The organism is Azospirillum doebereinerae (genome assembly GCF_003989665.1).
GTDB lineage: Bacteria > Pseudomonadota > Alphaproteobacteria > Azospirillales > Azospirillaceae > Azospirillum > Azospirillum doebereinerae.
Window position 1 is genome coordinate 23386 of record NZ_RZIJ01000026.1, and the last position, 23252, is coordinate 46637.

General features: G+C 66.4%; 24 protein-coding genes. 11 read left to right on the top strand and 13 right to left on the bottom strand.

Translation table 11 applies throughout. From position 1 onward, the window contains the following. Positions 1-59: 59 nt before the first annotated feature. The gene (locus tag EJ913_RS25130) at positions 60-1097 is read right to left on the bottom strand and encodes a hypothetical protein (RefSeq protein WP_127003094.1); all 1038 of its coding nucleotides are present in this window, start codon (positions 1095-1097) and stop codon (positions 60-62) included. A gap of 45 nt (positions 1098-1142) precedes the next feature. Further along, complete coding sequence (locus EJ913_RS25135) at positions 1143-2423, bottom strand: NAD(P)/FAD-dependent oxidoreductase (protein WP_127003096.1); 1281 nt, start codon at positions 2421-2423, stop codon at positions 1143-1145. Positions 2424-2600: 177 nt separating this feature from the next. Between EJ913_RS25135 and EJ913_RS25140 the strand changes: the two genes are divergently transcribed. Continuing rightward, positions 2601-3944: a glutamine synthetase family protein gene (locus EJ913_RS25140; protein ID WP_127003098.1), complete on the top strand. Its 1344-nt coding sequence runs from the start codon at positions 2601-2603 to the stop codon at positions 3942-3944. Between the two features lie 125 nt (positions 3945-4069). On the opposite strand, the gene EJ913_RS25145 is transcribed toward EJ913_RS25140, so the two are convergent. The 3 genes from EJ913_RS25145 to EJ913_RS32200 all read right to left on the bottom strand — a co-directional run bounded on the left by EJ913_RS25145 (position 4070) and on the right by EJ913_RS32200 (position 5193). Continuing rightward, the gene (locus tag EJ913_RS25145) at positions 4070-4468 is read right to left on the bottom strand and encodes a hypothetical protein (protein ID WP_127003100.1); all 399 of its coding nucleotides are present in this window, start codon (positions 4466-4468) and stop codon (positions 4070-4072) included. Next, the gene (locus EJ913_RS32195) at positions 4465-4716 is read right to left on the bottom strand and encodes a polymorphic toxin type 44 domain-containing protein (protein ID WP_238522069.1); all 252 of its coding nucleotides are present in this window, start codon (positions 4714-4716) and stop codon (positions 4465-4467) included. Before EJ913_RS32195 ends, EJ913_RS25145 begins: the two co-directional genes overlap by 4 nt. Positions 4717-4782: 66 nt before the next feature. Beyond that, entirely contained in the window at positions 4783-5193 is a 411-nt protein-coding gene (locus tag EJ913_RS32200; protein ID WP_211099037.1) for a hypothetical protein, read from the bottom strand. Positions 5194-5571: 378 nt separating this feature from the next. Between EJ913_RS32200 and EJ913_RS25155 the strand changes: the two genes are divergently transcribed. The 5 genes from EJ913_RS25155 (at position 5572) to EJ913_RS25175 (ending at position 11127) form a co-directional block, all read left to right on the top strand. Then, positions 5572-6669 (top strand): extracellular solute-binding protein, encoded by a 1098-nt coding sequence (locus EJ913_RS25155; RefSeq protein ID WP_127003102.1) that lies wholly within the window; start codon positions 5572-5574, stop codon positions 6667-6669. 87 nt (positions 6670-6756) lie between these two features. Next, positions 6757-7920, top strand: a complete 1164-nt coding sequence (locus tag EJ913_RS25160) for an ABC transporter ATP-binding protein (RefSeq protein WP_127003103.1) — start codon at positions 6757-6759, stop codon at positions 7918-7920. Then, positions 7917-8858, top strand: a complete 942-nt coding sequence (locus EJ913_RS25165) for an ABC transporter permease subunit (RefSeq protein WP_127003105.1) — start codon at positions 7917-7919, stop codon at positions 8856-8858. Before EJ913_RS25160 ends, EJ913_RS25165 begins: the two co-directional genes overlap by 4 nt. Beyond that, entirely contained in the window at positions 8858-9691 is an 834-nt protein-coding gene (locus EJ913_RS25170; RefSeq protein WP_127003107.1) for an ABC transporter permease subunit, read from the top strand. The genes EJ913_RS25165 and EJ913_RS25170 overlap by 1 nt, the downstream gene beginning before the upstream one ends. A 419-nt stretch (positions 9692-10110) precedes the next feature. After that, on the top strand, positions 10111-11127 hold the full coding sequence (locus EJ913_RS25175; protein ID WP_127003109.1) for an agmatine deiminase family protein: 1017 nt from the start codon (positions 10111-10113) through the stop codon (positions 11125-11127). A 53-nt stretch (positions 11128-11180) separates the two neighbouring features. On the opposite strand, the gene EJ913_RS25180 is transcribed toward EJ913_RS25175, so the two are convergent. The 5 genes from EJ913_RS25180 to flgF all read right to left on the bottom strand — a co-directional run bounded on the left by EJ913_RS25180 (position 11181) and on the right by flgF (position 15466). Continuing rightward, a complete protein-coding gene (locus EJ913_RS25180; RefSeq protein WP_127003111.1) occupies positions 11181-11984 on the bottom strand; it encodes an alpha/beta fold hydrolase in 804 nt (267 codons plus the stop codon). Positions 11985-12343: 359 nt separating this feature from the next. After that, the gene (flgH, locus tag EJ913_RS25185) at positions 12344-13126 is read right to left on the bottom strand and encodes a flagellar basal body L-ring protein FlgH (protein WP_127003113.1); all 783 of its coding nucleotides are present in this window, start codon (positions 13124-13126) and stop codon (positions 12344-12346) included. A gap of 13 nt (positions 13127-13139) precedes the next feature. Continuing rightward, the gene (gene flgA, locus EJ913_RS25190) at positions 13140-13892 is read right to left on the bottom strand and encodes a flagellar basal body P-ring formation chaperone FlgA (RefSeq protein ID WP_127003115.1); all 753 of its coding nucleotides are present in this window, start codon (positions 13890-13892) and stop codon (positions 13140-13142) included. 36 nt (positions 13893-13928) lie between these two features. Continuing rightward, positions 13929-14714 carry a flagellar basal-body rod protein FlgG gene (gene flgG, locus EJ913_RS25195; RefSeq protein ID WP_127003117.1) on the bottom strand — a complete coding sequence of 262 codons (786 nt, stop codon included), beginning with the start codon at positions 14712-14714 and terminating at the stop codon, positions 13929-13931. 29 nt (positions 14715-14743) lie between these two features. Beyond that, complete coding sequence (flgF, locus tag EJ913_RS25200; protein WP_127003119.1) at positions 14744-15466, bottom strand: flagellar basal-body rod protein FlgF; 723 nt, start codon at positions 15464-15466, stop codon at positions 14744-14746. A gap of 444 nt (positions 15467-15910) precedes the next feature. Between flgF and EJ913_RS25205 the strand changes: the two genes are divergently transcribed. From EJ913_RS25205 to EJ913_RS25220, 4 genes are read left to right on the top strand one after another with little or no spacing between them, the layout of a single operon-like run. After that, the gene (locus EJ913_RS25205; protein WP_127003121.1) at positions 15911-16444 is read left to right on the top strand and encodes a flagellar basal body-associated FliL family protein; all 534 of its coding nucleotides are present in this window, start codon (positions 15911-15913) and stop codon (positions 16442-16444) included. 24 nt (positions 16445-16468) lie between these two features. Next, positions 16469-17545 (top strand): flagellar motor switch protein FliM, encoded by a 1077-nt coding sequence (fliM, locus tag EJ913_RS25210; RefSeq protein ID WP_119832288.1) that lies wholly within the window; start codon positions 16469-16471, stop codon positions 17543-17545. Between the two features lie 5 nt (positions 17546-17550). Further along, positions 17551-18153, top strand: coding sequence for a DUF6468 domain-containing protein (locus tag EJ913_RS25215; RefSeq protein ID WP_244939484.1), 603 nt, complete (start codon positions 17551-17553; stop codon positions 18151-18153). Beyond that, the gene (locus tag EJ913_RS25220; protein WP_127003125.1) at positions 18150-19199 is read left to right on the top strand and encodes a MotE family protein; all 1050 of its coding nucleotides are present in this window, start codon (positions 18150-18152) and stop codon (positions 19197-19199) included. The genes EJ913_RS25215 and EJ913_RS25220 overlap by 4 nt, the downstream gene beginning before the upstream one ends. A 160-nt stretch (positions 19200-19359) precedes the next feature. On the opposite strand, the gene EJ913_RS25225 is transcribed toward EJ913_RS25220, so the two are convergent. Both EJ913_RS25225 and EJ913_RS25230 read right to left on the bottom strand, forming a co-directional pair. Further along, entirely contained in the window at positions 19360-19665 is a 306-nt protein-coding gene (locus EJ913_RS25225) for a hypothetical protein (protein WP_127003127.1), read from the bottom strand. Between the two features lie 459 nt (positions 19666-20124). Next, entirely contained in the window at positions 20125-20340 is a 216-nt protein-coding gene (locus EJ913_RS25230; protein WP_127003129.1) for a (2Fe-2S)-binding protein, read from the bottom strand. A 227-nt stretch (positions 20341-20567) separates the two neighbouring features. Here EJ913_RS25230 and EJ913_RS25235 point away from each other — a divergent pair, with 227 nt between their 5' ends. Beyond that, on the top strand, positions 20568-21521 hold the full coding sequence (locus tag EJ913_RS25235) for an SAM-dependent methyltransferase (protein WP_127003131.1): 954 nt from the start codon (positions 20568-20570) through the stop codon (positions 21519-21521). A gap of 28 nt (positions 21522-21549) precedes the next feature. Here the strand turns inward: EJ913_RS25235 and EJ913_RS25240 are convergent, their stop codons facing one another. Then, entirely contained in the window at positions 21550-23154 is a 1605-nt protein-coding gene (locus tag EJ913_RS25240; RefSeq protein WP_127003133.1) for a M10 family metallopeptidase C-terminal domain-containing protein, read from the bottom strand. Positions 23155-23252: the final 98 nt, after the last annotated feature.

Consider the following 23252-nt stretch of genomic DNA (forward strand, 5'->3'; position numbering starts at 1 on the left):
GTTTAAATACGTTTTGTCAACGAGAGGCATAGGAAAGCCCGGTCCCTGACGGCTTCGCCTTAACCGCCACGCTTCCATACCGTCGTCTCGATGTAGCGGCTGGCGAGGAAGCGGTAGGTCTGCTTCTGCAATTGTTCGATCTGGGCCGACCGTTCCAGCCCGACCACGTCCCACCCGTGCAGCAGGTCTTCCCACTCCAGCAGCTTGGTGCGCAGGTCGTCACGGATCTTGCGAATGAACTGGACCGTCGCGTGGAAGTCCTTCAACGCCCCGACGATGTCGCCGGTCTGGGCGTCGGCCTGATCGAAGATCAGGTCGTATTCACGCAGCGGCTTGCGGATCAGCCCCTGCATCCGGTTAACCTCGCTGCAGAAGGTGCGATCCGTCCGATAGATCGTGACCAGCTTACCCAGCTTCGTCTCGATCTTGCGGATGTGCTTGAAGCGGTCGCGAAGCGCCTCGATGTAGGACAGCTCCTGCGCCAGATCGTCGATGCGGTCGGTCAGAAGCTGCTCGGCGTTCTCGGTGATCTTCAGCCGTTCCGCGATGCGCTGGAAGCCGGCCTTCATCCGCGCCTGGGTCTGCGGATCCTCGATCAGTTGCTCCAACTGGTCGGCGTCCGAGACGATGATTTCGTTGCCCTTGGCCGCCGAGGCCACCTGCATCGTCAGCCGCCCCTTGGCGAGCTTGAGATGCCGGGTCTCCACCGACCAGGAGGCGCGGCCGTCCAGCAGTTCGCCCGGAATCTGCTCGCCGGGGCGGATCTGCTTGACGTAAGCCAAGCCCTGCTCGACCACTTCGAGGAGCCGTTCGTCGTGGCTGCCCTCTTCGATGTGGAAGGATTCCAGCAGGGTCGGGAAGGCCAACGCCGCCTTCAAATCGCCCAGCAGGATGTTCAGCACCGGGTCCTTGCTGGTCGGGTCGACGCAGAAGAAGGCGCTCGGCAGGCTGAAGACCTTGTGCTGGAAGTCGAAATGCGTGTCGCGCATTGGTTGGACTTGCTTGTCCTCCTCGGCGGCCTTGGCGGCCGCGTCGGCGCCGATCTCCCCGGCGGAGTTGGTCGGAGCGGGAGCGTTCTGGTCGTCGCTGCTTGACACGTCGGTTTTGGCCCCTGAGGCGGCTGGATTGCCGCATCGGACACCCTACAGCAGATCGCGCAGGCGGAACCAGAGCATTGCGAGGACCAGCGCCGGGGTGCGGAAGCGCCGTCCGCCGGGGAAGGGCAGGTGCGGAACGCGGGCAAACACGTCGAAACGCTCGGCGGTGCCGCGGATCGCCTCGGCCATCACCCGCCCGGCCATGCCGGCCAGCGCCACGCCGTGGCCGGAATAGCCATGGGCGAACAGGGTGGTCGGCGACAGCCGGCCCAGATGCGGCATGCGGTTCATCGTGATGGCCACGCGCCCGCCCCAGAAATAGGCCACCTGCGCGTCGCGGAGCTGCGGGAAGACCCCCAGCATCTTGCCGCGCATCGCCAGCTTCAACCCCGGCGCGTCGACGCCGGAATAGCTGACACCGCCGCCAAACAGCAGCCGGTGGTCGGCCGAGCGGCGGAAGTAGTTCAGCGCGAAATTCATGTCGGTGATGGCGATGTTGTTGGGGATCAGGCTGGCCGCCCGCTCCGCCCCCAAGGGCTCGGTGGCGATCAGGTAGGTCGCCACCGGCATGATGGTGCGCGACAAGGCCGGCGACAGCCCACCGAGATAGGCGTTGCCGGCCAGCACCATGTGCTTGGCGCGCACGAGGCCGCGCGCGGTCCGCGCCCAGGGTTCCGCCCCGCTGTCGATGGCGGTGACCGGGCTGGTCTCGAAGATGCGCACCCCGGCGGACGTCGCGGCGCGGGCCAGACCCAGCGCGTAGTTCAGCGGGTGGAGATGCCCGCTGCCCTCGTCCAGCAGCCCGCCGACGTAGAGGTCGCTGTTGACCTGCGCCCGCATCGCCTCGCGGTCCAGCCGCCGCGTCCTGGCGTAGCCGCAGCCGTCGCGCATGTCGCGTTCCAGCGCGGCGACGTCCTCCATCTGGCGGGGCTTCACGGCGGCGTAGGCGAAACCCCAGGTCAGGTCGCAGGCGATGGCGTGGCGCGCGACCCGTTCGGCCAGCTGGTCCTTGGCCTCCTCCCCGAACTCCCACAGGCGTTGCGCATCCTCGGGTCCGACCCAGCGCGCGATGGTCGACATTGGCTTGTTGTAGCCGGTGATGATCTGGCCGCCGTTGCGCCCCGACGCGCCCCAGCCGCAGGTCTGCGCCTCCAGCAGGACCACGTCGAAGCCACGCTCGGCCAGTTCCAGCGCCGTGGTCAGGCCGGTGTAGCCGCCGCCGACGACGCAGACGTCGCAGCGCAACTCCCCTTCCAGCGGCGGGTGGACGGGGTGGGCGGTGGCGCTCGCGGCGTACCAGCTGTTCAGGTAGGAGGCTTTCGGCATGGCGGCAGTTAGGCGCGCCGCCCCGCTCCGGTCAACGGAAAGCGAGGGTCCGGCGTCGGGATCCACAAAACCGTCATCCGAACCCTCTGGCGCGCCCGCGCGGAACGGCGTCATAGTGTCGCTGTCGATCACAGCACGGAGGGGGCTGCCCATCGCCCGGTGCGGTCCACCAATCTCATGGGTTTTATGGAAGACTTCATCAAGAAGAACCGCATTACCGAAGTCGAATGTCTGGTGCCCGACATGTCGGGCATCGCGCGGGGCAAGATCGTTCCCGCCGATAAATTTCTCCGTATTTTGCGTGATCGTGGCCTGCGCCTGCCCGAGGCGATCTTCGTCCAGACCGTGACCGGCGAGTTCCCCGACGACGACGACGTCACCTCGGACGAGAATTCCGACGTCTACGTCATTCCCGACGAGCGCACGATCCGCTTCGTCCCCTGGTACGAGGAGCCGACCGCCCAGGTCATCACCGACTGCGTCTACGCCGACGGCAGCCCGGTGGACATCTCGCCCCGCCATGTGCTCAAGCGCGTGCTGGCGCTCTACGAGGAGCGCGGCTGGAAGCCGCTGGTGGCGCCGGAGCTGGAGTTCTTCCTGGTCCAGGTCAACAAGGATCCCGACTACCCGCTGCTCCCGCCGATCGGGCGCAACGGCCGGATGGAGAGCGGCCGGCAGGCCTTCGGCATCGACGCGGTCAACGAGTTCGACCCGATCTTCGAGGCGGTCTACGATTTCTGCGAGGCGCAGGACATCGACATCGACACCCTGACCCACGAGGCCGGGGCCGCCCAGATCGAGATCAACTTCAACCACGGCGACCCGCTGGAGCTGGCCGATCAGGCCTTCCTGTTCAAGCGGACGGCGCGCGAGGCGGCGATCCGCCACAACATCTACGCCACCTTCATGGCCAAGCCGATGCAGGGCGAGCCGGGCAGCGCCATGCACATCCACCAGTCGGTGGTGGACAGCAGGACCGGCCAGAACCTGTTCTCCAACCCCGACGGCAGCGACAGCGCCCTGTTCATGGCGCACATCGCGGGCTTGCAGAAATACCTGCCCTACGCGATGCCGCTGCTGGCGCCCAACGTGAACTCCTACCGCCGGCTGGTCCCGAACTCCGACGCGCCGATCAACGTGCATTGGGGGCGCGACAACCGCACCACGGGCCTGCGCGTGCCGGTCTCGCCGGGCGACGCCCGCCGGGTGGAGAACCGCGTCGCCGGGGCCGACGCCAACCCCTACCTCGCCATGGCGGCGTCGCTGGCCTGCGGCTACATCGGCATGACCCAGAACATGGAGCCGAACGACCCGATCAAGGGCTCGGCCTACCGGCTGGCCTTCACCCTGCCGCGCCACCAGAACGAGGCGCTTAGCAAGTTCAACGCCTGCAAGCCGCTGAAGGAGATCCTGGGCGAACGCTTCATCGACGCGGTCACCTGTGTGAAGGAAGCGGAGTACGAGGCGTACAACCGTGTCATCAGCTCGTGGGAGCGCGAGAATCTGCTGCTGAACGTGTAACTTGGCCGAATGGGGAGGAGCCTAGGGACCGTCTGGCCGGTGATGCCGAGACGGACACGGACCGTATCTGGGCCGGCTTCTCCCTTTTCAACGCCAGAACATTTCGGCCGTAGACTCGCCGAACATCATTTGTACACAATGGTGAAGTCTCCGACGCTCTGGTCTTTCTTGAAGGACTTGACCTCATTGGGGATACCAATCTCAACGGCGGAGGGCGTCGCCCAAGTGATGCCCAGCGTATGTTTGCCGCTCAAGATGAGAAAGGGCGGGTTTTTTTGGAGTGAGAATGCTTTGCCGACCGGCACAAGACTTGCTTGGGTATTGAACGGCGTCGTCGCTCCACATTCCCTTTCGAAGACGATGACGGATGTTCGTCCATCGGGAGCGGTTGAGGAGCTGAGAACGGTAGCATCGCAAGGGTCAAGAATGCTCTCGTCTGTGAGTGCCATGTAGCCAAGCACGGCTAATATGAAGATGATGAAGAAGAGTATATGCCGAATTTTGGAAATATTCAAATCTCTCATTTTTTATTTCTCATAAAATATTCAATACCACGTTTGATAAGAATTTGATCGTCGGGATCGTCGCCAAAAGGCGGTTTGCCACCAATTCCTAAAATTGCCTCAATTTTACTGGGAGCGGACCCCCAATCCGGGCTGCTGGTGCCAGCTTGAACTTGCGCCCACCCAGCCATGAGCAGCAGAATGTCTTCTGAATAACCCATTGCGGCGCCTGTTGCTCCATAATTAAAATTTCCAAAACTCTGGTATATAGATCCCTGCTGCTTATAATCCCATGGCCCCTTATTTCTGACCTGTTCAAAGAACCACCAATTGTCCTAAGGAGAAATTGCCGTATGGCGCAGAGCTTCATTTATGTTGGTATCAATGTCGACGCCGGGAGGTGCCGCCGGCACTTTATTTTCTTCCGATAACGTCGTTGCTGTTGACTGAGCGGAATGTTCGTTATCGGTTGGGGCTGAGCGATCATATTCAGAGACATCGACCGGTTGCCGGCTGACAGTACGGATGTATGCGCGGACATGAACAACCCCCTCACCATCAGCGCCATCGGTTTGCCTACCGGTCTCGTCTCGCTGGATCGGGTTGGGAAAAAGAGTCTGGAAGCCTTCGCTTACCATAGAAGACCAAGACGAGCGCTCTGGATGGTTGACGTTCCAGTAACGCGGATCCTTCATCATTTCTTGTAAGGCGTCCAGTGTTACCGGTTGAGGCAGGCGGAGGGGCATGGCTGTGGTCCAGCATGTGACTGCTGGATAAAAGGATTATAGACCTACCATCCTCCTGCAAAGAAAATTTTCCTAAACGCTGGAGTGACTCATCCCGGCGGCCGGAACGCAGTTTTGGCTCGGGCGTAAAGCGGTTGCTTCGCCCGGCGTGAGTGCGTGACGATGGCTCGACAGGTTGCGCAAATCATCGCAACCCATGTCCGTCATGGGGATTTTCAAAGGGCGAATAGAAAATGCCCCGGCCATGAAACCGTCACGCCCAAGCCGCGCAAAGCGTTGACAACGCACCCTTGTGTGGGTGCAATAGCGACCGCGCTGGGTCGGCCGTGGGGAACGCGGCGCCACCCTGAATGACAACGAACAGGTCGGGGCTTCTCAATGAAAAAACTCGCTCTCAGCCTCCTCGGTGCGGTCGCGGCGGTCGCCATCGCCGGTCCGGCGCTGGCCCAGGCCAAGAAGCCGGTCAACATCTACATCTGGAACGATTATCTGGGTGAGACGACACTCGCCGACTTCACCAAGGCGACGGGGGCCGAGACGAAGGTCGATCTCTACGACAGCCTGGAGCTGCTGGAGCAGAAGGTCCTGGTCGGCAAGTCGGGCTACGACGTGATCGTCCCCACCGCCGAGCCGACCCTGTCGCGCCTGATCCAGGCCAAGGTCGTCGGCCCGCTCGACAAGTCGAAGATCCCCAACTTCAAGAACCTCGACCCGAAGGTCCTGAAGCTGCTGGAGAACTCCGACCCCGGCAACAAGTTCGCCGTGCCCTATCTGGGCGGCACGGTCGGCATCGCCATCATCCCGGAGAAGATCAAGGCCGTCGCCCCCGACGTGGCGCTCGACAGCTGGGACCTGATCTTCAAGCCGGAAGTCGCCAAGAAGGTCGCCGCCTGCGGCATCACGGTGATGGATTCGGCCATCGACGTCATCCCGTCGGTGCTGAACTACCTCGGCCTCGACCCGAACTCCGAGAAGAAGGAGGATCTGGACAAGGCCGAGAAGACGCTGATGGCGGTCCGCCCCTACATCAAGCAGTTCGTCACCGGCCAGAACATCAACATCCTGGCGGGCGGCGACGCCTGCGTCGTCATGGCTTACAACGGCGACGCCATCCAGGGCGCCGCCCGCGCCGCCGAGGCCAAGAGCGCCAAGGTGGAGTTCATCACGCCCAAGGAAGGCGTGCAGGTCTGGTGGGACACGCTGGCCGTGCCGGCCGACGCCCCCAACAAGGACGGCGCCCACGCCTTCATCAACTTCGCGCTGGATCCGGCGAACACCGCCAACATCTCCAATACAGTGCGCTACGCCAACGCGGTCCCGGCCTCGCTGGCCACGGTCGCCGACGACATCAAGGGCAACCCCGGCATCTTCCTGCCGGCCGACAGCAGCGTGAAGCTGTTCGCCCTGAAGTCGATCAAGCAGGCCACCGACCGCGCCCGCACCCGCGTGTGGACCAAGGTCAAGACCGGCAAGTAAGCCGCCCCGCGTGACGCGCGTTCGCGCCCCGGCCGATCCCCCGTGACGGGGAACGGCCGGGGCGTTGCCTTGATTGAAGGACCCCGGATGGCCGGTCAGCCGATTCGCAAGCCCACGCGCCTGGAACCCTGGCAGGATGCCGGGCAGACGCCCTATGTCCGGATCGAGAAGGTCACCAAGACCTTCGGCGATTTCGTCGCGGTGGACGAGGTCAGCCTGTCGATCTACCGGAACGAGTTCTTCGCCCTGCTGGGCGGCTCGGGCTCCGGCAAGACCACGCTGCTGCGCATGCTGGCGGGGTTCGAGCAGCCGACCGAGGGCAGGATCTTCATCGACGGCGTCGACATGGCCGGCATCCCGCCCTACGAGCGGCCGGTCAACATGATGTTCCAGTCCTACGCCCTGTTCCCGCACATGAGCGTCGAGCAGAACGTCGCCTTCGGCCTGAAACAGGACAACGTCCCCAAGGCCGAGATCCGCGACCGGGTCGAGGAGATGCTGGGGATGGTCCAACTGTCGGCCTTCGGCAAGCGGCGCCCGCACCAGCTGTCGGGCGGCCAGCGGCAGCGCGTGGCGCTGGCCCGCTCGCTGGTCAAGCGTCCCAAGCTGCTGCTGCTGGACGAGCCGCTGGGCGCGCTCGACAAGAAGCTGCGCGAGAAGACCCAGTTCGAACTGGTCAACATCCAGGAGAAGCTGGGCGTCACCTTCATCGTGGTCACCCACGACCAGGAGGAGGCGATGACGATGTCTTCTCGCATCGCCGTGATGAACCACGGCGTCATCGCGCAGGTGGGCACGCCGACCGAGATTTACGAATACCCGCACAACCGCTTCGTCGCCGAGTTCATCGGCTCGATCAACATGTTCGAGGGCCGCGTCGTCGAGGCCACCGCCGACCATGTGCTGGTGGCGTCCGAGGAGGCCGGCTGCGAGCTGCACATCAGCCACGCCACCCCGGCCCCGGCCGGCTCCCCGGTGGCCGTCGCCATCCGGCCGGAGAAGATCGCCCTGTCGAAGGAGCCGCCCCCCTCCGGCGCCGACGGCACGCCCGCGCGCAACGCCACCAAGGGCATCGTGCGCGAGATCGCCTATCTCGGCGACGTGTCGATCTATCTGGTGCAGCTTCCCACCGGCAAGACGGTGCGGGTGACCGCCCCCAACGTCACCCGGCGCACCGAGATGCCGATCACCTGGGAGGACGAGGTGTATCTGAGCTGGCGGCCCTTCGCCGGCGTGGTGCTGGCGCAATGAGGGGCGCCGTCTCGGCCCTCGCGGCGGTTCTGGGCCGGCTGGGGCTGTGGGGGCGCGGCGTGGTCGTCGCCGTGCCCTATCTGTGGCTGATGCTGTTCTTCCTGGTGCCCTTCCTGATCGTCTTCGGCATCAGCTTCTCCGAATCGGTCATCGCCCAGCCGCCCTACGCGCCGCTGGTCGAATGGCTGACCGACGAGGACGCCGGGACGACCAAGCTCCAGCTCCTGCTGAATCTGACCAACTATCTGCGGCTGACCGGCGACGACCTCTACATCCTGGCCTATCTGAACTCGGTCAAGATCGCGCTGGTGACGACGCTGCTCTGCCTGTTCATCGGCTACCCGATGGCCTACGCCATCGCCAAGGCGCCGCCGGCCCGGCGCGGACCGTTGATGATGCTGGTCATCCTGCCCTTCTGGACGAGCTTCCTGATCCGCATCTACGCCTGGATCGGCATCCTCAAGGGCAATGGCGTCGTCAGCAACCTGCTGGAATGGGCCGGGATCACCAGCGGGCCGGTCGAGATTCTCTATTCGGACTGGGCGGTCTACATCGGCATGTCCTATTGCTACCTGCCTTTCATGGTGCTGCCGCTCTACTCCACGCTGGAGAAGATGGACCCGACCCTGCTGGAGGCGGCGGCCGATCTGGGCTGCCGGCCCTTCAAGGCGTTCCTCACCGTCACCCTGCCGCTGTCGATCCCCGGCATCGTCGCCGGCTCGCTGCTGGTCTTCATCCCGTCGGTCGGCGAGTTCGTGACGCCGGAGCTGCTGGGCGGGCCGGACACGCTGATGATCGGGCGCGTGCTGTGGAACGAGTTCTTCGCCAACCGCGACTGGCCGGTGGCCTCGGCGGTGGCGATCGCGCTGCTGCTGGTGCTGGTGGTGCCGATCATGATCTTCCAGTACGTCCAGGCCCGCGAGGCGGAGGAGCGGTGATGAAGCGCATCGGTTTCCTGTCCTGGGCGCTGTGGTTCGGCTACGCCTTCCTCTACGTGCCGATCGTCCTGCTGGTCGTCTACTCGTTCAACGAGTCGCGGCTGGTCACCGTGTGGGGCGGCTTCTCGACCAAATGGTACGGGGAGCTGATGAACAACGACGCGCTGCTGTCGGCGGCCGGGCTGTCGTTGCAGGTCGCGGCGGTGTCGGCGACGCTGTCGGTCATCCTGGGCACCTGCGCCGGCATGGCGATGTCGCGCTTCGGGCGCTTTCGCGGGCGGACCCTGTTCGGCGGGCTGATCACGGCGCCGCTGGTCATGCCGGAGGTCATCACCGGCCTGTCGCTGCTGCTGCTGTTCGTGGCGATGGAGCAACTGATCGGCTGGCCCGACGGGCGCGGCGTGACGACGATCACCATCGCGCACACCACCTTCACCGCCTCCTACGTCGCGGTCGTCGTGCAGTCGCGGCTGGCCGGCATGGACGGCAGCCTGGAGGAGGCGGCGATGGATCTGGGCGCGCGCCCGGCCAAGGTGTTCTTCGTCATCACCCTGCCGATCATCGCGCCGGCCCTGGTCGCCGGCTGGCTGCTGGCCTTCACCCTGTCGCTGGACGACGTGGTGGTGGCGAGCTTCGTCTCGGGGCCGGGATCGACGACGCTGCCGATGGTGATCTTCTCCAGCGTCAAGTTCGGCATCAGCCCACAGATCAACGCGCTGGCGACGCTGATGATTCTGTTGGTCGCGGCCGGCATCTTCGTCGCCAGCATCGTCATGACCCGGCAGGACCGGCAGAGGAAGCGGGACGAGCAGATGGCCCTCCAGACGGGGTAATCCGGCGGCGTGGGCGACGAAGGATGCCCCCTGTCCATCCGCGCGTTGCAGATCCGCGACGCGACGGATGGCTTTCCAGCACCGCTTTTGCTAGTGTGAAGGTATCGTCAACAGCAAATGAGGTTGTGCCATGCGCGCGCTCTTGTGGTTCCCCCTTCTGAGGCTCGGTTTCTTCAGTCCCGTTTCGACCGGTTATTCGTCTTCGCGTACCCTCACGGCCCGCCGCGCCCTGCGCCCGCCGTCCGGCCGTTAGCGGCCGTTTGCGCGTCCATCGACGCGCCGTCCATCCACTCCCCCCGATTCCGCGACGCCGCTTCGGCAGTTTGGCAGCGTTGCCAAAATCCTGATCTCGTGGTTAGGGTGAGGTGGGATGTTTCACGTCCCATTGCTGGATTTCATCGGGGTAGAGGGATCGACGCATGACGACACCGACCGCCCAAGGGCTGTACATGCCGGGGGAATGGGCGCACCACAGCGGTTGCTGGATGGCGTGGCCCTGCCGGCCGGAAACCTGGCCCGAGGACGGCTTCGACGCCGCGTGCGACGCCTACGCCGAGGTCGCCCAGGCCATTTCCCGCTTCGAGCCGGTGACGATGGTCTGCGACCCGGCGACCGTGGCCGACGCCTCGCTGGCCTGCGGCCCCGGCATCCAGATTCTGCCGCTGCCGATCAGCGATTCGTGGATCCGCGACACCGGCCCCAGCTTCGTCGTCGACGGCAAGGGTGGCCTGGGCGGCGTCCATTGGGGCTTCAACGCCTGGGGCGGCAATTACGACGACTGCGCCAAGGACCGCGAGGTCGGCCGGCTGGTGCTGGAGCACCTGAAGCTGCCGCGCTTCGCCGCGCCGCTGGTGATGGAGGGCGGCTCCTTCCACGTCGACGGGGAAGGGACGCTGCTGACCACCGAGCAGTGCCTGCTGAACCCCAACCGCAACCCCGGCCTGGGCAAGGCGGAGATCGAGCGCCAGTTGATGGACCATCTCGGCGTGTCGTCGGTGATCTGGCTCGGCCAGGGCTACCAGGACGACGAGACCGATGGGCACATCGACGAGATCGCGCTGTTCGTGCGGCCGGGCGTGGTGATGGCGATCACCACCGACGATCCCGGCGACGCGAATTTCAAGGCCTTCCAAGACAACCTCGACCGGCTGAAACGCGCCCGCGACGCCAAGGGGCGCGCGCTGGAGGTCATCACCGTCCAGCAGCCGGCCCGGCGCGACGAGAACGGCGTCCGGCTGACCCTGTCCTACACGAACCTGTACATCGCCAACGGCGGCATCGTCATGCCGGCCTTCGAGGATCCGGCCGACGACGAGGCTTACCGCGCGGTGCGCAAGGCCTTCCCCGACCGCGAGGTGACCCAGATCGCGGCGCTCGACATCGTGCGCGGCGGCGGCGGCATCCACTGCATCACCCAGCAGCAGCCGGCCGTCTGAACCGGGGGAAACGCCGCCGCGCGCCCCGGCGTGGCGGCTTTGCTGCCGCCGCGCTAAGCCGTCAAGGCCCGCTGAATCGCGTCGTGCAGGATGTCGGGCGCGCTCAACTGGGGCATGTGCCCGTCCGCGTCGATCACCATCAGCTCGCTGTCCGGGATCATCGCCGTCAGATATTCGGCGACCGACAGGGGCACGGCGATGTCATTGCGCGATTGGATGAGCGTGCAGGGGACGGTGACCTGTGCCAGCCGGTCCCGGCAGTCCGACGAAAAGATCATCAGGGCGATGGAGAGCGCGACGTCGGGGCGCATCGCCAACAGCCCCTCGGCGAATTTCCGAACCGCCGGGTGGCCGGTCGGCTTGGAGACCGCCGCCGGGGCGAAGTTCTGCGTCCACAGGACGTAGTTCTCCGACATGCTGTCGAACAGGTCGTTGAGATCCTGCTCCTCGAAGCCCCCGTTGTAGCCTTCGCCGTTCCGGTAGCGGGGAGAGGCGCCGACCAGGATGAGCTTCTCGAACAGGGCGGGCTCCTGGATGGACGCCAGGAGGCCGATCATTCCGCTGACCGAATGGCCGATGAAGGTGCAGCGCCGCACCCGGGCGTGGCCGAGAACATTCAGAAGGTCGTCCGCGTAGCTCTCCAAATCCCGGTATTTGTGATGATCGTAATGCTCGGAGCTGGCGCCGGTGAAGCCGACCAGATCGAACAGCACGACCCGGTGCGTCCGCGCCAACCGCATGGCGATGCCGTGCCAGGAGGTCTGGTCGAGGCCGAACCCATGGGAAAAGACCAGCGTTCGGTCTCCGGACCCATAAACCTTGATGGTGTGCTTGGTGGAAAGATCGCTGGTGTTCATCCGCACCCGATGTTTTCTCTGTCGTGCCGCGCGCTCCTCGCGCTTTGGCGGGGTTGAAGAGAGCAAAATCCGACGCCGTGATCCTTGTTTGATGGCGGCCGGGTCATACCCCGGATGGCAAAACGCTGGATCGGAATTCAGGATGACGACCGGGAGCGGGCGCGTCAACACGCCGTCCCCGGCGCGGAGGCGTCCGGTGCCGTCGGACAGGCACCGAGGGGCATGGGCAAGAAGGGCAGGGCAGAACCCGCCGACCGGCAGAATCTTCCATGGCGTCCGGGACGGACGGCAACGCCGGAAGGCAGGCGGGAGTCCGGAGACTCCCGCCTGCCTTCGGCGCTCGGCCGTCCGCCGGTGGATCAGAACGGCATGATGATGTCGTAGAGCTGCTGGCCGTAGCGCGGCTGCTGGACGTCGGTGATCTGGCCGCGGCCGCCGTAGGAGATGCGGGCCTCGGCGATCTTCTCGTAGCTGATGGTGTTCTGCGCGGTGATGTCTTCCGGCCGGATCACGCCGGTGATCTGGAGGTCGCGCGCCTCGTAGTTCACGCGGACCTCCTGGCGGCCCTGGATGACGAGGTTGCCGTTGGGCAGCGACTGCGACACCAGCGCCGCCACCTTCAGGACGATCTTCTCGTTGCGGTCGACCGAGCCCTTGCCGTCGTTGTTCGTGCTGCTGCTCAGATCGACGAGGCTGGAGGCGTTGGCCCCGGCCGGAAGGACCCGGCTCAGCGTGCCGACCTCCAGGCCGAACAGGTTGGGCATGCCGGCCTTCTCACCGTTGGCGCGCGACCGCTTGCTCTCGTTGGCCAGCTTGGCCTGGTCGTCGATGGAGATGTTGACCGTCAGGATGTCGCCGACCTTGTTGGCGCGCTGGTCCTTGAAGAAGGCCTTGGCGCCGGTCCGCCACAGCGAGTTGGGGTTGCGCTCGGTCGGCAGCGGGGTCGGCATCGGCAGGCTGACCGGCTGGTAGCCCGGCTGGGCGTGCGGGTCCTGGATGCCGCTCAATTCGGGGGCCTTGCCGATGTCGCCGATGCGCGAGGCGGCGTTGCAGGCGGTCAGCGAAACCGCGGCGGCGGCGATCAGCAGCAGGCGGGGCGCGAAGCGGAGGGCGGTCTGGCCAGCGGCGTGGAGGGCGGTCATGGGAGGTTTCTCCTTACTTCGCGGTGAAGCCGGGCTTTGCCACGGCGACGATGTTGGGGCCGGCGACCGTCGCTTCGACGATTCGGTTGGATTGGGTGTTGACCACGCGGATCACGTCGCCGCGCCCGCCGTCCTGCAGGGCCTTGCCCTGGGTGGTCAGCGACAGGCTGTCGGTCGCCAGCGTGATGGTGACGAGCGCGCCCTTGTCGATCATGCGCGGCGATTGCAGGTCGCGCAGCCGGACCTGCTGGTTGGTCGGCACGCCGCGTTTGGGCGTCATTCCGATCAGCTGGGCGTCGGTGGCGGCGGTGTCGCTGCTGGTCTGGTCGGCGCGCACGTCCTGCCAGTCCACGTCGGCGGGGCCGATGACGTCGCCGGGAACGACGCGGCGCGACAGCACCGGCACCTGCACCACCCCGAAGGCGCGGCCGGCGACCGGCAGGCGGACCGTCGGCTGGGTGTTGGACACCACGATCTCCGCCGCGAAACGGCCCTGCACCGGGCTGTAATAGAGGTTCTCCACCGTCAGGCCGCCGGCGCCCTGGGGCGCGCGCAGCTCCACGGCGCGGGTGTCCAGCTCCATCTGCAGGCGGCCGACCGTCACAAAACGCGACAGCGCGTCGGAAAGGACGGCCTCCACATGCGAGGTGCCGTAGACCACGGCCGGCGGCGCATCCGGGTTGACCGGGGCGGCGGCGCCGAACGCGGCGCCGGGGGCGGCCAGCAGGGCGGTGCCGAGGAGGAGGATGGAGAGAATGCGCGTCATGGCGGCGGTTCCTGGAGAAGGGCCTGGAGGGCGGCGTTACTTCATCTGGCTGGCTTGCTGCATCATCTCGTCGGTCGTCTTGATGATCTTGGAGTTCATCTCGTAGGCGCGCTGCGCGGTGATCAGGGTCGTGATCTCCTGCACCACGTTGACGTTCGAGGTCTCCAGGGCGCCCTGGGTCAGGCGGCCGAAGCCGGGGTTGCCGGGATTGCCGGTGACGGCCTGGCCCGACGCGCCGCTTTCCAGGAACAGGTTGTCGCCGATGGCTTCCAGGCCGGCGGCGTTGGCGAAGGTGGCGAGCTGGAGTTGGCCGACGTTCTGGGTCGTGGTCTGGCCGTCCAGCTTCACCAGCACCTCGCCCGACGGGTTGATGGCGACATCGACCGCGTTGGTCGGGATGGTGATGGCCGGCTGCACCGGGTAGCCGTCGGCGGTGACGATCACGCCTTCCGGCGACAGCTTGAAGTTGCCGGCGCGGGTGTAGCTGGTGTCGCCGCTGGGCAGCGTCACCTGGAAATAGCCAGAGCCGTTGATGGCGACGTCCAGCTTGTTGTCGGTGATGTTCAGGTTGCCCTGCTCCAGCACGCGGGCCACGGCGGCGACGCGGACGCCGGCGCCGATCTGCACGCCGGTCGGCACCACGGTGCCGGCGTCCGACGAGGTCGAGCCGATGCGGCGGAAGTTCTGGTAGAGCAGGTCCTGGAACTCGGCCCGCTGCTTCTTGAAGCCGGTCGTCGTCGCGTTCGCGATGTTGTTCGAGATGGTTTCGACGTTCAGCTGCTGGGCGATCATGCCGGTGGCGCCGATGGCGAGGCTGCGCATGGTGGGTTTTCCTCTCGTCTCGGGCGGGGTTAGGCGGAACGGCCAAGCTTCTGGATCATCGAACGGATGCGTTCATGCTCGTTCTCGATCACCTTCTGCGCCGACATGTAGCTGCGCTGGACTTCGATCATCTGCGTCATCTCCACGACGGGCTTCACGTTGGAACCCTCAAGCAAGCCCTGTGCCACTTTCGTGTCGGCGGGGGCCGGCTGCGGCTGCTCGTCGGAGACGTAGAGGCCGGAGCCGACCTCGGTCATCAGTTGCTCGTTCTTGAAGGTGACGACGTTCAGCTTGCCGACCGGGCCGAGTTCGGTGGACACGGTGCCATCGCCGCTGACCTTCACGTCGGACGTGCCGGCCGGGATGGTGATCGGCTGGCCGTTGTCGGCCAGGACCGGTAGGCCGCCGCCGTCCACCATCTGGCGCTGGTCGTTGAGCTTGAAGTTGCCGGCGCGGGTGTAGCGGGGGCCGCTGGCGGTATCGACCGTGAAGTAACCGTGGCCGGTCAGCGCCAGATCCATCGGGTTCCCGGTCTGCGTCATCGCACCGACCGAAAGGTCGCGGACCACGGCGCGGTCCTGGACGAAGCTGACCTTCTCGTGAAGGCCGGGCTTCTCCAAGAATTCGGTGAACAGCATGCGCTGGTTCTTGTAGCCGGTCGTGTTCATGTTCGCGATGTTGTTCGACGTCACATCGAGCTGGCGCTGAAGCGACATCTGGCGCGACAGGGCGACGTAGATCGAATTTTCCATCTGGCGGTCTTCCTCACACGGGGTCGGGCTGAACCGTCCGACCGGCGAAGGGAGTATTGCAGGGTGCGTGCCAAGTCCCGCACGGCCCGGCTTTCCGCGGAATCCGGACAAGGCGGGGGCGGTCCGGCCGGGCAGGGCAGGGGGTGCCGGGCAGAAACTGCCGGGGGTGGACCCAGTCTTGCCGGGGCGATTCCGGCAACACCCGCCCGTTCCCGCCACGGCCGGGGGCCATGCGGGTGGATGCGCGGAGTCCGGGCGCCAAGCGCGCGGAGGTCCGGGTTGTCCCAATCAAGAACCGTGCCGATTCGGGCACAGCCTGTGGAATCCGGGCTTGGCCGGGAACTCCGCAAGGGTGTCGAAAGAACTTATTAACTAAGCCAAAGCTAGGTTGGGTGCGGTCGGCGGGACGGTTCCCGTCGCCTCCCGAACAGCCCCAGGATGTCCATGGCCGCCGAAGCCGATGCTGGCGAACTTTCCGACGGACTGCCGCGAAAGAAATTCAGCGGCAAGAAGCTGGTTCTCTTCGTCATCCTGCCGCTGGTGCTGCTGATCGGCGCCGGGGCGGGCGTCTATTTCTCCGGCCTGCTGGACAGCCTGCTCGGCAAGAACGCCGAGGAGCACGCCGCGGCGGAAGAGCATCCCGCCGAACCGGCCCAGCCCGACCCGCACGCGGCGCCGATCTTCTACGATCTGCCTGACATGCTGGTGAACCTGAACAGCGCCGGCAAGCGGCCCGCCTTCCTGAAGATCAAGATCTCGATCCAGGTCTCCAAGCCCGAGGACGTGCCGGCCATCGAGCACGTGCTGCCGCGCATCATCGACAATTTCCAGGTCTACCTGCGCGAGCTTCGTCTGGAGGATTTGCGCGGGTCGGCGGGAATGTATCGCCTGCGCCAGGAGTTGTTGCTTAGGATCACCGCCGCCGCGCACCCGGTGAAGGTGAAGGACGTGCTGTTCAAGGAAATGCTGGTCCAGTAAGGGCGTAAAGGGCGGGACGGGGCCATGAGCGACACCGAGGAACTCAGCGAGGAAGAACGGCTCGCCGCCGAATGGGCGGCGCTGGCCGAGGACAGCGGCGACGTCGGCGACATGGGCGGCGGTGGCGGCTCCACCCGCGTCCTGAACCAGGACGAGATCGACAGCCTTCTGGGCTTCGACCAGGGCGGGGCCGGCGACGGCGAGAATTCCGGCATCATGGCGCTGGTCAACTCGGCGCTGGTCAACTACGAACGCCTGCCCATGCTGGAGGTGGTCTTCGACCGCCTCGTCCGCATGATGTCGACCTCCCTGCGCAACTTCACGTCGGACAACGTCGAGGTCAGCCTCGACCAGATCTCGTCGGTGCGTTTCGGCGACTACCTGAACTCGATCCCGCTGCCGGCGATGCTGTCGGTCTTCAAGGCGGAGGAATGGGACAACTACGGCCTGATGGTCGTGGACTCGGCGCTGATCTACTCCATCGTCGACGTGCTGCTCGGCGGCCGGCGCGGAACGGCGGCGATGCGCATCGAGGGGCGGCCCTACACCACCATCGAACGCAACCTCGTGGAGCGCATGGTCCATGTGGTGCTGTCCGACCTGTCCGCCGCCTTCGACCCGCTGTCGCCCGTCACCTTCCGCTTCGACCGGCTGGAGACCAACCCGCGCTTCGCGACCATCGCGCGCCCCGCCAACGCGGCGGTGCTGGTCAAGCTGCGCATCGACATGGAGGATCGCGGCGGCCGGCTGGAGCTGATGATCCCCTACGCGACGCTGGAACCGGTCCGCGAGCTGTTGCTCCAGATGTTCATGGGCGAGAAGTTCGGCCGCGACTCGATCTGGGAAACCCACTTGGCCTCGGAGCTGATGGTGACGGACGTCGATCTGTCCGCCGTGCTCGACGAGGTGACGATGACGCTGCACGACGTGCTGAACTGGCGCGTCGGCACCCGCATCCTGCTGAACGCCACCCCCGACGGCGCCATCGAGCTGCGCTGCGGCGACGTGTCGATGTTCCAGGGACGCATGGGCCGCAAGGGCGGGCACATCGCGGTGCGGCTGGAGAAGGAATTGCCCAAGCAGGAGGTCATGCGGCTGTGAGTCCAATGATCTCCCTGATCCTCGATCTGGTGATCGTCGCCCTGCTGGCCGCGACCATCGCCTACGCGATCATCCTCAACAAGCAGATCGTCAAGCTGCGCGAGAGCCGCGGCGAGATGGCCGAGTTGATCCAGGGCCTGAACGAGGCCATGGTCAAGGCCGAGACCGGCGTGCGCGGCCTGAAGAAGACCGCGAGCGACACCGGCGAGGATCTCCAGCGCACCGTCGCCAAGGCGCAGGGGCTGCGCGACGAACTGGAGTTCATGATCGAGGCGGCTGACGCGCTGGCGAACCGGCTGGGCAGCGTCAGCGAGCGCGACAACGGGCGCGGCTCCGCCGCCCGCACGCCGGTCCGTCCGGTGCTGGCCCCGCGCCCGCTGGCCCGACCGATGCCGGTCGAGCCGCACGACGACGAGCACGACGCGCCGCCGCCGGTCCGGCTGGAGACGCCGCCCCGCCGCTTCGCGCCGGCGCCGCCGCCGGTCGAAACGCGGAGCGCGCCGCGCGAGTTTGCCCGCGACCCGATGACCCGTGACGGCGAGAGCCTGTCGAGGGCCGAACGCGAACTGCTTCAGGCGATCGAAAACGCCGGGAAGGGGATCGGATGAGCGACGCACAGAAGTTCATCGCGGATTTCGCCGCCCAACTGGCCGCGAAATCGACGGAGCCCAGGTCCGCGCCGCCACGACCGGCCGCGGCCGCCGCCGAGGAGCGGGTGGTCATCCGCCCGGCCGGGGCGGCGCCGACCGGCGTTCGCGTCTCGCCCACGCTGGCGAACCCGCCCGTCGTGGTCAACAAGCCCCAGCCTCGCGCCGCCGCCGGAGCCCGGCCCGCCGGGAAGGGCAAGGCGAAGGGCAAGCCGCGCAAGCCGGCCTCGACCCGTCCCTCGCTGCTGGCGCGCCTGCGCGGGGGGATGCGGGACTTCCGCTTCCGCCTGTTGCCGCTGACCATCTTCGTCGCGGTGCTGATGCTGGGGGTCCGCGTCGGCGATCTGTGGCGCATCACCACGCGCGACGCCAAGCTGCCCGACTTCCCGGTGACGCTGGCGCAGGGGCCGCAGATGCTGGCCCAGGCCGCCGCCCCGGCCCCGGCGGCCACCACCAAGCCCGCCGCGCCCAAGCCCGTGCCCCAGCAGACCGCCTCGACTCCGCCGAAGGACGCCCCGCCGGCCCAGGGCGGCATGAACGGCGCCCCGGCCCCGGCCGCCGGCGCGGCGCCGCTGACCCCCTTGGCCCCGCTCGGCCCCATCGACAACCAGGAACTGCTCCAGCATTTCGCCGAGCGCCGCGCCGAGATCGAGCGGCGCACCAAGGAGATGGAGCAGCGCGAGGCCCTGCTGGCCGCCGCCGAGAAGCGGATCGACCAGAAGGTCGCGGAGATGGAGAAGGTCCGCACCGACATCCAGAAGCTGATGAACCAGGGCGACGAGAAGCAGTCGGCGCAGTTGGAAAGTCTCGTGAAGATCTACGAGACGATGAAGCCCAAGGAAGCCGCCCGCATCTTCGAGGAGATGGACATGCCCGTGCTGCTGGGCGTCATCCAGAAGATGAAGGAACAGAAGACCGCGCCGATCCTGGCGGCGATGGACCCGGTCAAGGCCAAGGAAGTGACCTCGGCGCTGATCGAGCGCCGGGTACCGATGAAGGCGAACTGAAGCGGACAAACGGGACGCGGTTAAAGCCGCTGTCCCGTTTTCGCATGTCGGCGCGCCACCGCGCCATGCCCGCGCTTGGCGGAGGCATGACGATGCCTGCATGGCTGTGTGTGGTTTTTCGGGAAGACGGAAAAGAGAAGAGGGCGGAGGGCGCTTGGGCCTACGCCGCCAGCCGCTGCATGCGGCGGTCGATGTCGTCCAGCGCGCGCATCAGTTCGACGATGACCTGATCGGCGCGGGCGCGGGCGAAGGGCCACGCGTCGTCGTCGGCGCGATGGGCGGCCTCGATGTGGGCGGTGGCGCGGTTGCGCAGGCCCCGCAGGCCGTCGAGCGTGTGCTCCCACCGCTCGCGCCCATCGATCTCGGCGCGTTCGACAATCGAGCGCAGGCGTTCCATGCGGTTGGCGGCGTGCTGGATGAAATCGCGGCTGAGCGTCTCGAAAGCCTGCCGTTCGCGCGTGATCATGAAGTCCCTCCCTTAGGACGGTGAACCGGTCGGGCGATCCGTTGGCCGAGTGATCCGGTCGGCACGATAGCCACGCTGGAGCCCGGTGTTGAACACACCAGAAGCGCAGGTTGGGCATCCCCGATGGGAGATGGCCGCTATGCCGAAATGAAAACCGGCCGGGCCGCCTTATCCCATCATGGGAAAAGCAAGGCCCGGTCCCCGAAGAGTTCTTCCTGGTTTAAGTGCGCTTCCTCTTTGGCCGGTTCGTCCGGCCGACTTATTGGCTACGCCGTTTTGTTGACGTTATGATTGTTGTTTGTTGACGGTTTTGTGCCTGAACGCCGCTCTGCGGTCAATCCGACCAAAAATCATAGCCGTCGACCATTTTGTCGCAGCCGAAAGTCGTGCGATACGACTGGTCGATGACTTCGCGACTCGAATGGACTCGAACGAAAGGGAGGAGGTGGAGGAGGAGGATTATTCCGCCGCGACGCCGTAGGCGGGAACCAAGTCGCTGTTGGCCGGTTGATGGGCACAGTGGTCGGCCGCCATCTCGCGCATCGTCGGCACACATTTGCCGCATTGCACTTGGCATCCGTGGTGGCGGAAAACCGACGCCGGCGTCTTCGCGCCGTTGGTGAGGGCTGCTTTGACCTTCTTATCGTTCAGCCCATGGCAGATGCAGACGTACATGTGTCCCCGGCATCGTTCGGTGTCTTGGGCGCCGGTGTCGGCTGGGCGCGTTTCCTGACTTGAGATGTACTGAGACTGCGAATCGTTGTCAATCAACCAAATGCGAACGCCTCGCATACGCTGGCGGGGTGCACCTCTTTGTCACACGCCCGCGCGAAGAGGGTAGGGGAATGAGCGGCCTGTCTCTTGCGCTTGCAATCCCGGCGCGGCGGCGGTAGCCCGTGGGGATGGACGACACCCTCCCTTCCCCCGACGCCGCCTCCGTTCCCTCCGCCGCCCCGCTGGGGCAGACGGTCTATCTGGCCGCCGACGGATTCATCGACGATCTGGTGGCGGAGTTGGGCGACGTCGCCGCCGTGGATGGCCGGCTGGTCTTCGCCGACGGCCCGGCGCGGCCGGCCGCCTGGGCGCAGAACATTTGGTTCGACCCGGTGCGCATTGAGATCGCCTCGATCAAGGGCGGCGCCAAGGCGCTGCGTGGCATCCAACGCAACTGGGCGCTCTGGTCGCAGCGCCACCACCGCCGCGCCTCGCTGATCCAGGAGAACCTGCCGCACGTCTCGTCCAAGCCGGTGGTCTTCCCGTCACCGCTGCCGACCGCGCCGCTGGGGTCGTGGACGCTGCTGGACGAAAACACCATCGTCGCGGCGGCGCGCTGTTCCAGCCCCTACCGCCACGGCGAGGTGCCCTTCATCGAGAACCGCACCGCCCCGCCCAACCGCGCCTATCTGAAGCTGTGGGAGGCGCTGACCCTGTTCGGCGAGCAGCCGGGGCCGGGCGACCGCTGCCTCGACCTCGGCGCCTGCCCCGGCGGCTGGACCTGGGTGCTGCACGAACTGGGCGCGTCGGTGGTCAGCGTCGACAAGGCGCCGTTGGATCCGGCCATCGCCCGGCTGCCGCGCGTGGAGATTCGCCAGGAGAGCGCTTTCGGCCTGAAGCCGCAGGATGTCGGGCCGGTGGACTGGCTGTGCTGCGACGTGATCTGCTACCCGACGCGGCTGCTGCGCTTGGTGCGCGACTGGATGGACAGCGGTCTGGCCAAGCGCTTCATCTGCACGCTGAAGTTCCAGGCCGAGACCGACCACGAGACCGCCCGCGCCTTCGCCGCCATCCCCGGCGGGCGGGTGCTGCACCTGAGCCAGAACAAGCACGAACTGACTTGGATGTGGCCGGCGGCTTGACGCCGCCGCCTTCGCTTTCGCCCGCCCGTCAGGCGATCGCCCGGCCCTCCGCGTAGCCGAACTGGATGTAGTGGCGCTTGGCCGCCGTGGCGTCGCTGCCGAAGGCGGCGGTCAGGTCGGCGTTGGCCGCCAGATAGGCGGCGGCGTTGAACCGTGTCAGCGAGCGCCCCTCGAACCGGCCGGTGGTCAGGTAATGCCGCTCGACCGCCTCGGTGTCGGTGCCGAAGGCGGCGATCAGGTCGGGGTTGCTGCTCTCGTAGGACAACGCGTCGAAGGACGAGGCGTTGCGCCCCTCGCGGCGGCCCGACGCGATGTAGTGCTGGGTCGCCGCCGTGGCGTCGCTGCCGAAGGCGGCCAGCAGGTCGGCGTAGCCGGCCAGATAATTGTAGGGGTCGAAGCCGGTCAGGCTGCGCCCCTCGAACACGCCGAGGTTCAGGTAGTGGCTGGTGCCCGCGTCGGCGTTGGCGCCGAAGGCGGTCATCAGGTCGGCGTTGGAGGCGACGTAGCGCAGCGCGTCGAAGCTGGTGGCCACGCTGCCGGTCAGCGCGAGGGTGGTGTCGGAGAAGCGGAGGTGCTGGATGCCGGTCAGCACGTCCCCGCCCTCGACGCCGCTGACGATGTAGCTGCCGGTGGTGGTTGCCTGGATCGTGTATTGAGAACGGGACCCGCTGAGGACGACGGTGTCGTCCCCGGCGCCGCCGTCGATGCGGTTGCCCAGGCTGTTGACGATGAAGACGTCGTTGCCGCTGCCGCCGACCGCCTTCTGGACACGGGTGCCGTAGGCCAGCGCGATGGAAGTGACGCCGCCGACGCTGCTGAAGGTGCCGGCGCGCAGATCGACGGAGAGGGCGGCGGTCTGCGCGCCGCCGTCCAGCGTGTTGATGCCGTTGGGATCCCACAGCGTCACGAAGGCGTCGGCGCTTATCGTGTAAGTGTCGTTGCCGGGCGCCGCGCCCCTGTTGGCGCCGTAGAGGTACTGGATCGCGGCGATGTCGTAGAGGCTGGGGCCGGTCGGGTAGACGCCGGACGGCAGCGACGCGTTGTTGGTGTAGGACATCACGCTGTAGGCGTAATTGTCCTCGGCGGTCGGCAGATAGGGCTCCTCCCCGCCGCTCGACGAGGCGGCGTTGTAGTCGCCGGGGTGCTTGAGGCCGAGCGCGTGGCCGATCTCGTGCACCAGCGTCATGAAGCCGTAGCTGCCGGTCGTGGGGGTGGTGTTGGTGGTGGCGTCGTTGGCGACGAAGACGGCGCCTCCGGTGGCGGCGGTCGACGGGTAATAGGCGTAGGCCGAGGATTGGCCGCGCTGCCGGTTGGTGGCGAAGGTGACGGTCGCGTTGGCGACGTCGGCGGTTTCCACGAAGGTGACGTTGGCGACCGCGCTCCACGTCGCCAACGCCTGCCGGACGGCGGCCTTCTGAGTGGCGCTCATCGCCGCGAAGCCGGTGGAGTCGGTCCGCGAGGCCTGTTGGGAGCTGGTCATGAAGGCGAAGGTGACGGTGACCGCGCCGCCGACCGAGGAGGCGCCGAGCACCGTGTTGCCGGCGCCCCAATGCGGCGCTCCCGTCGCCAGCAGGTCGGAGATGTAGTAGGCGATGCTTGCGGCGCTGCCGGTCGCAACCTCGTCGTCACTCATCGGCGCGGTCTCTATGCTGGTTCGAATGGCGGCTGGAGACAGGACGAAGCCTTGTGCAGCGCCCCTGAACGGATATTACGTGCGCGCGCGAAAGCTCC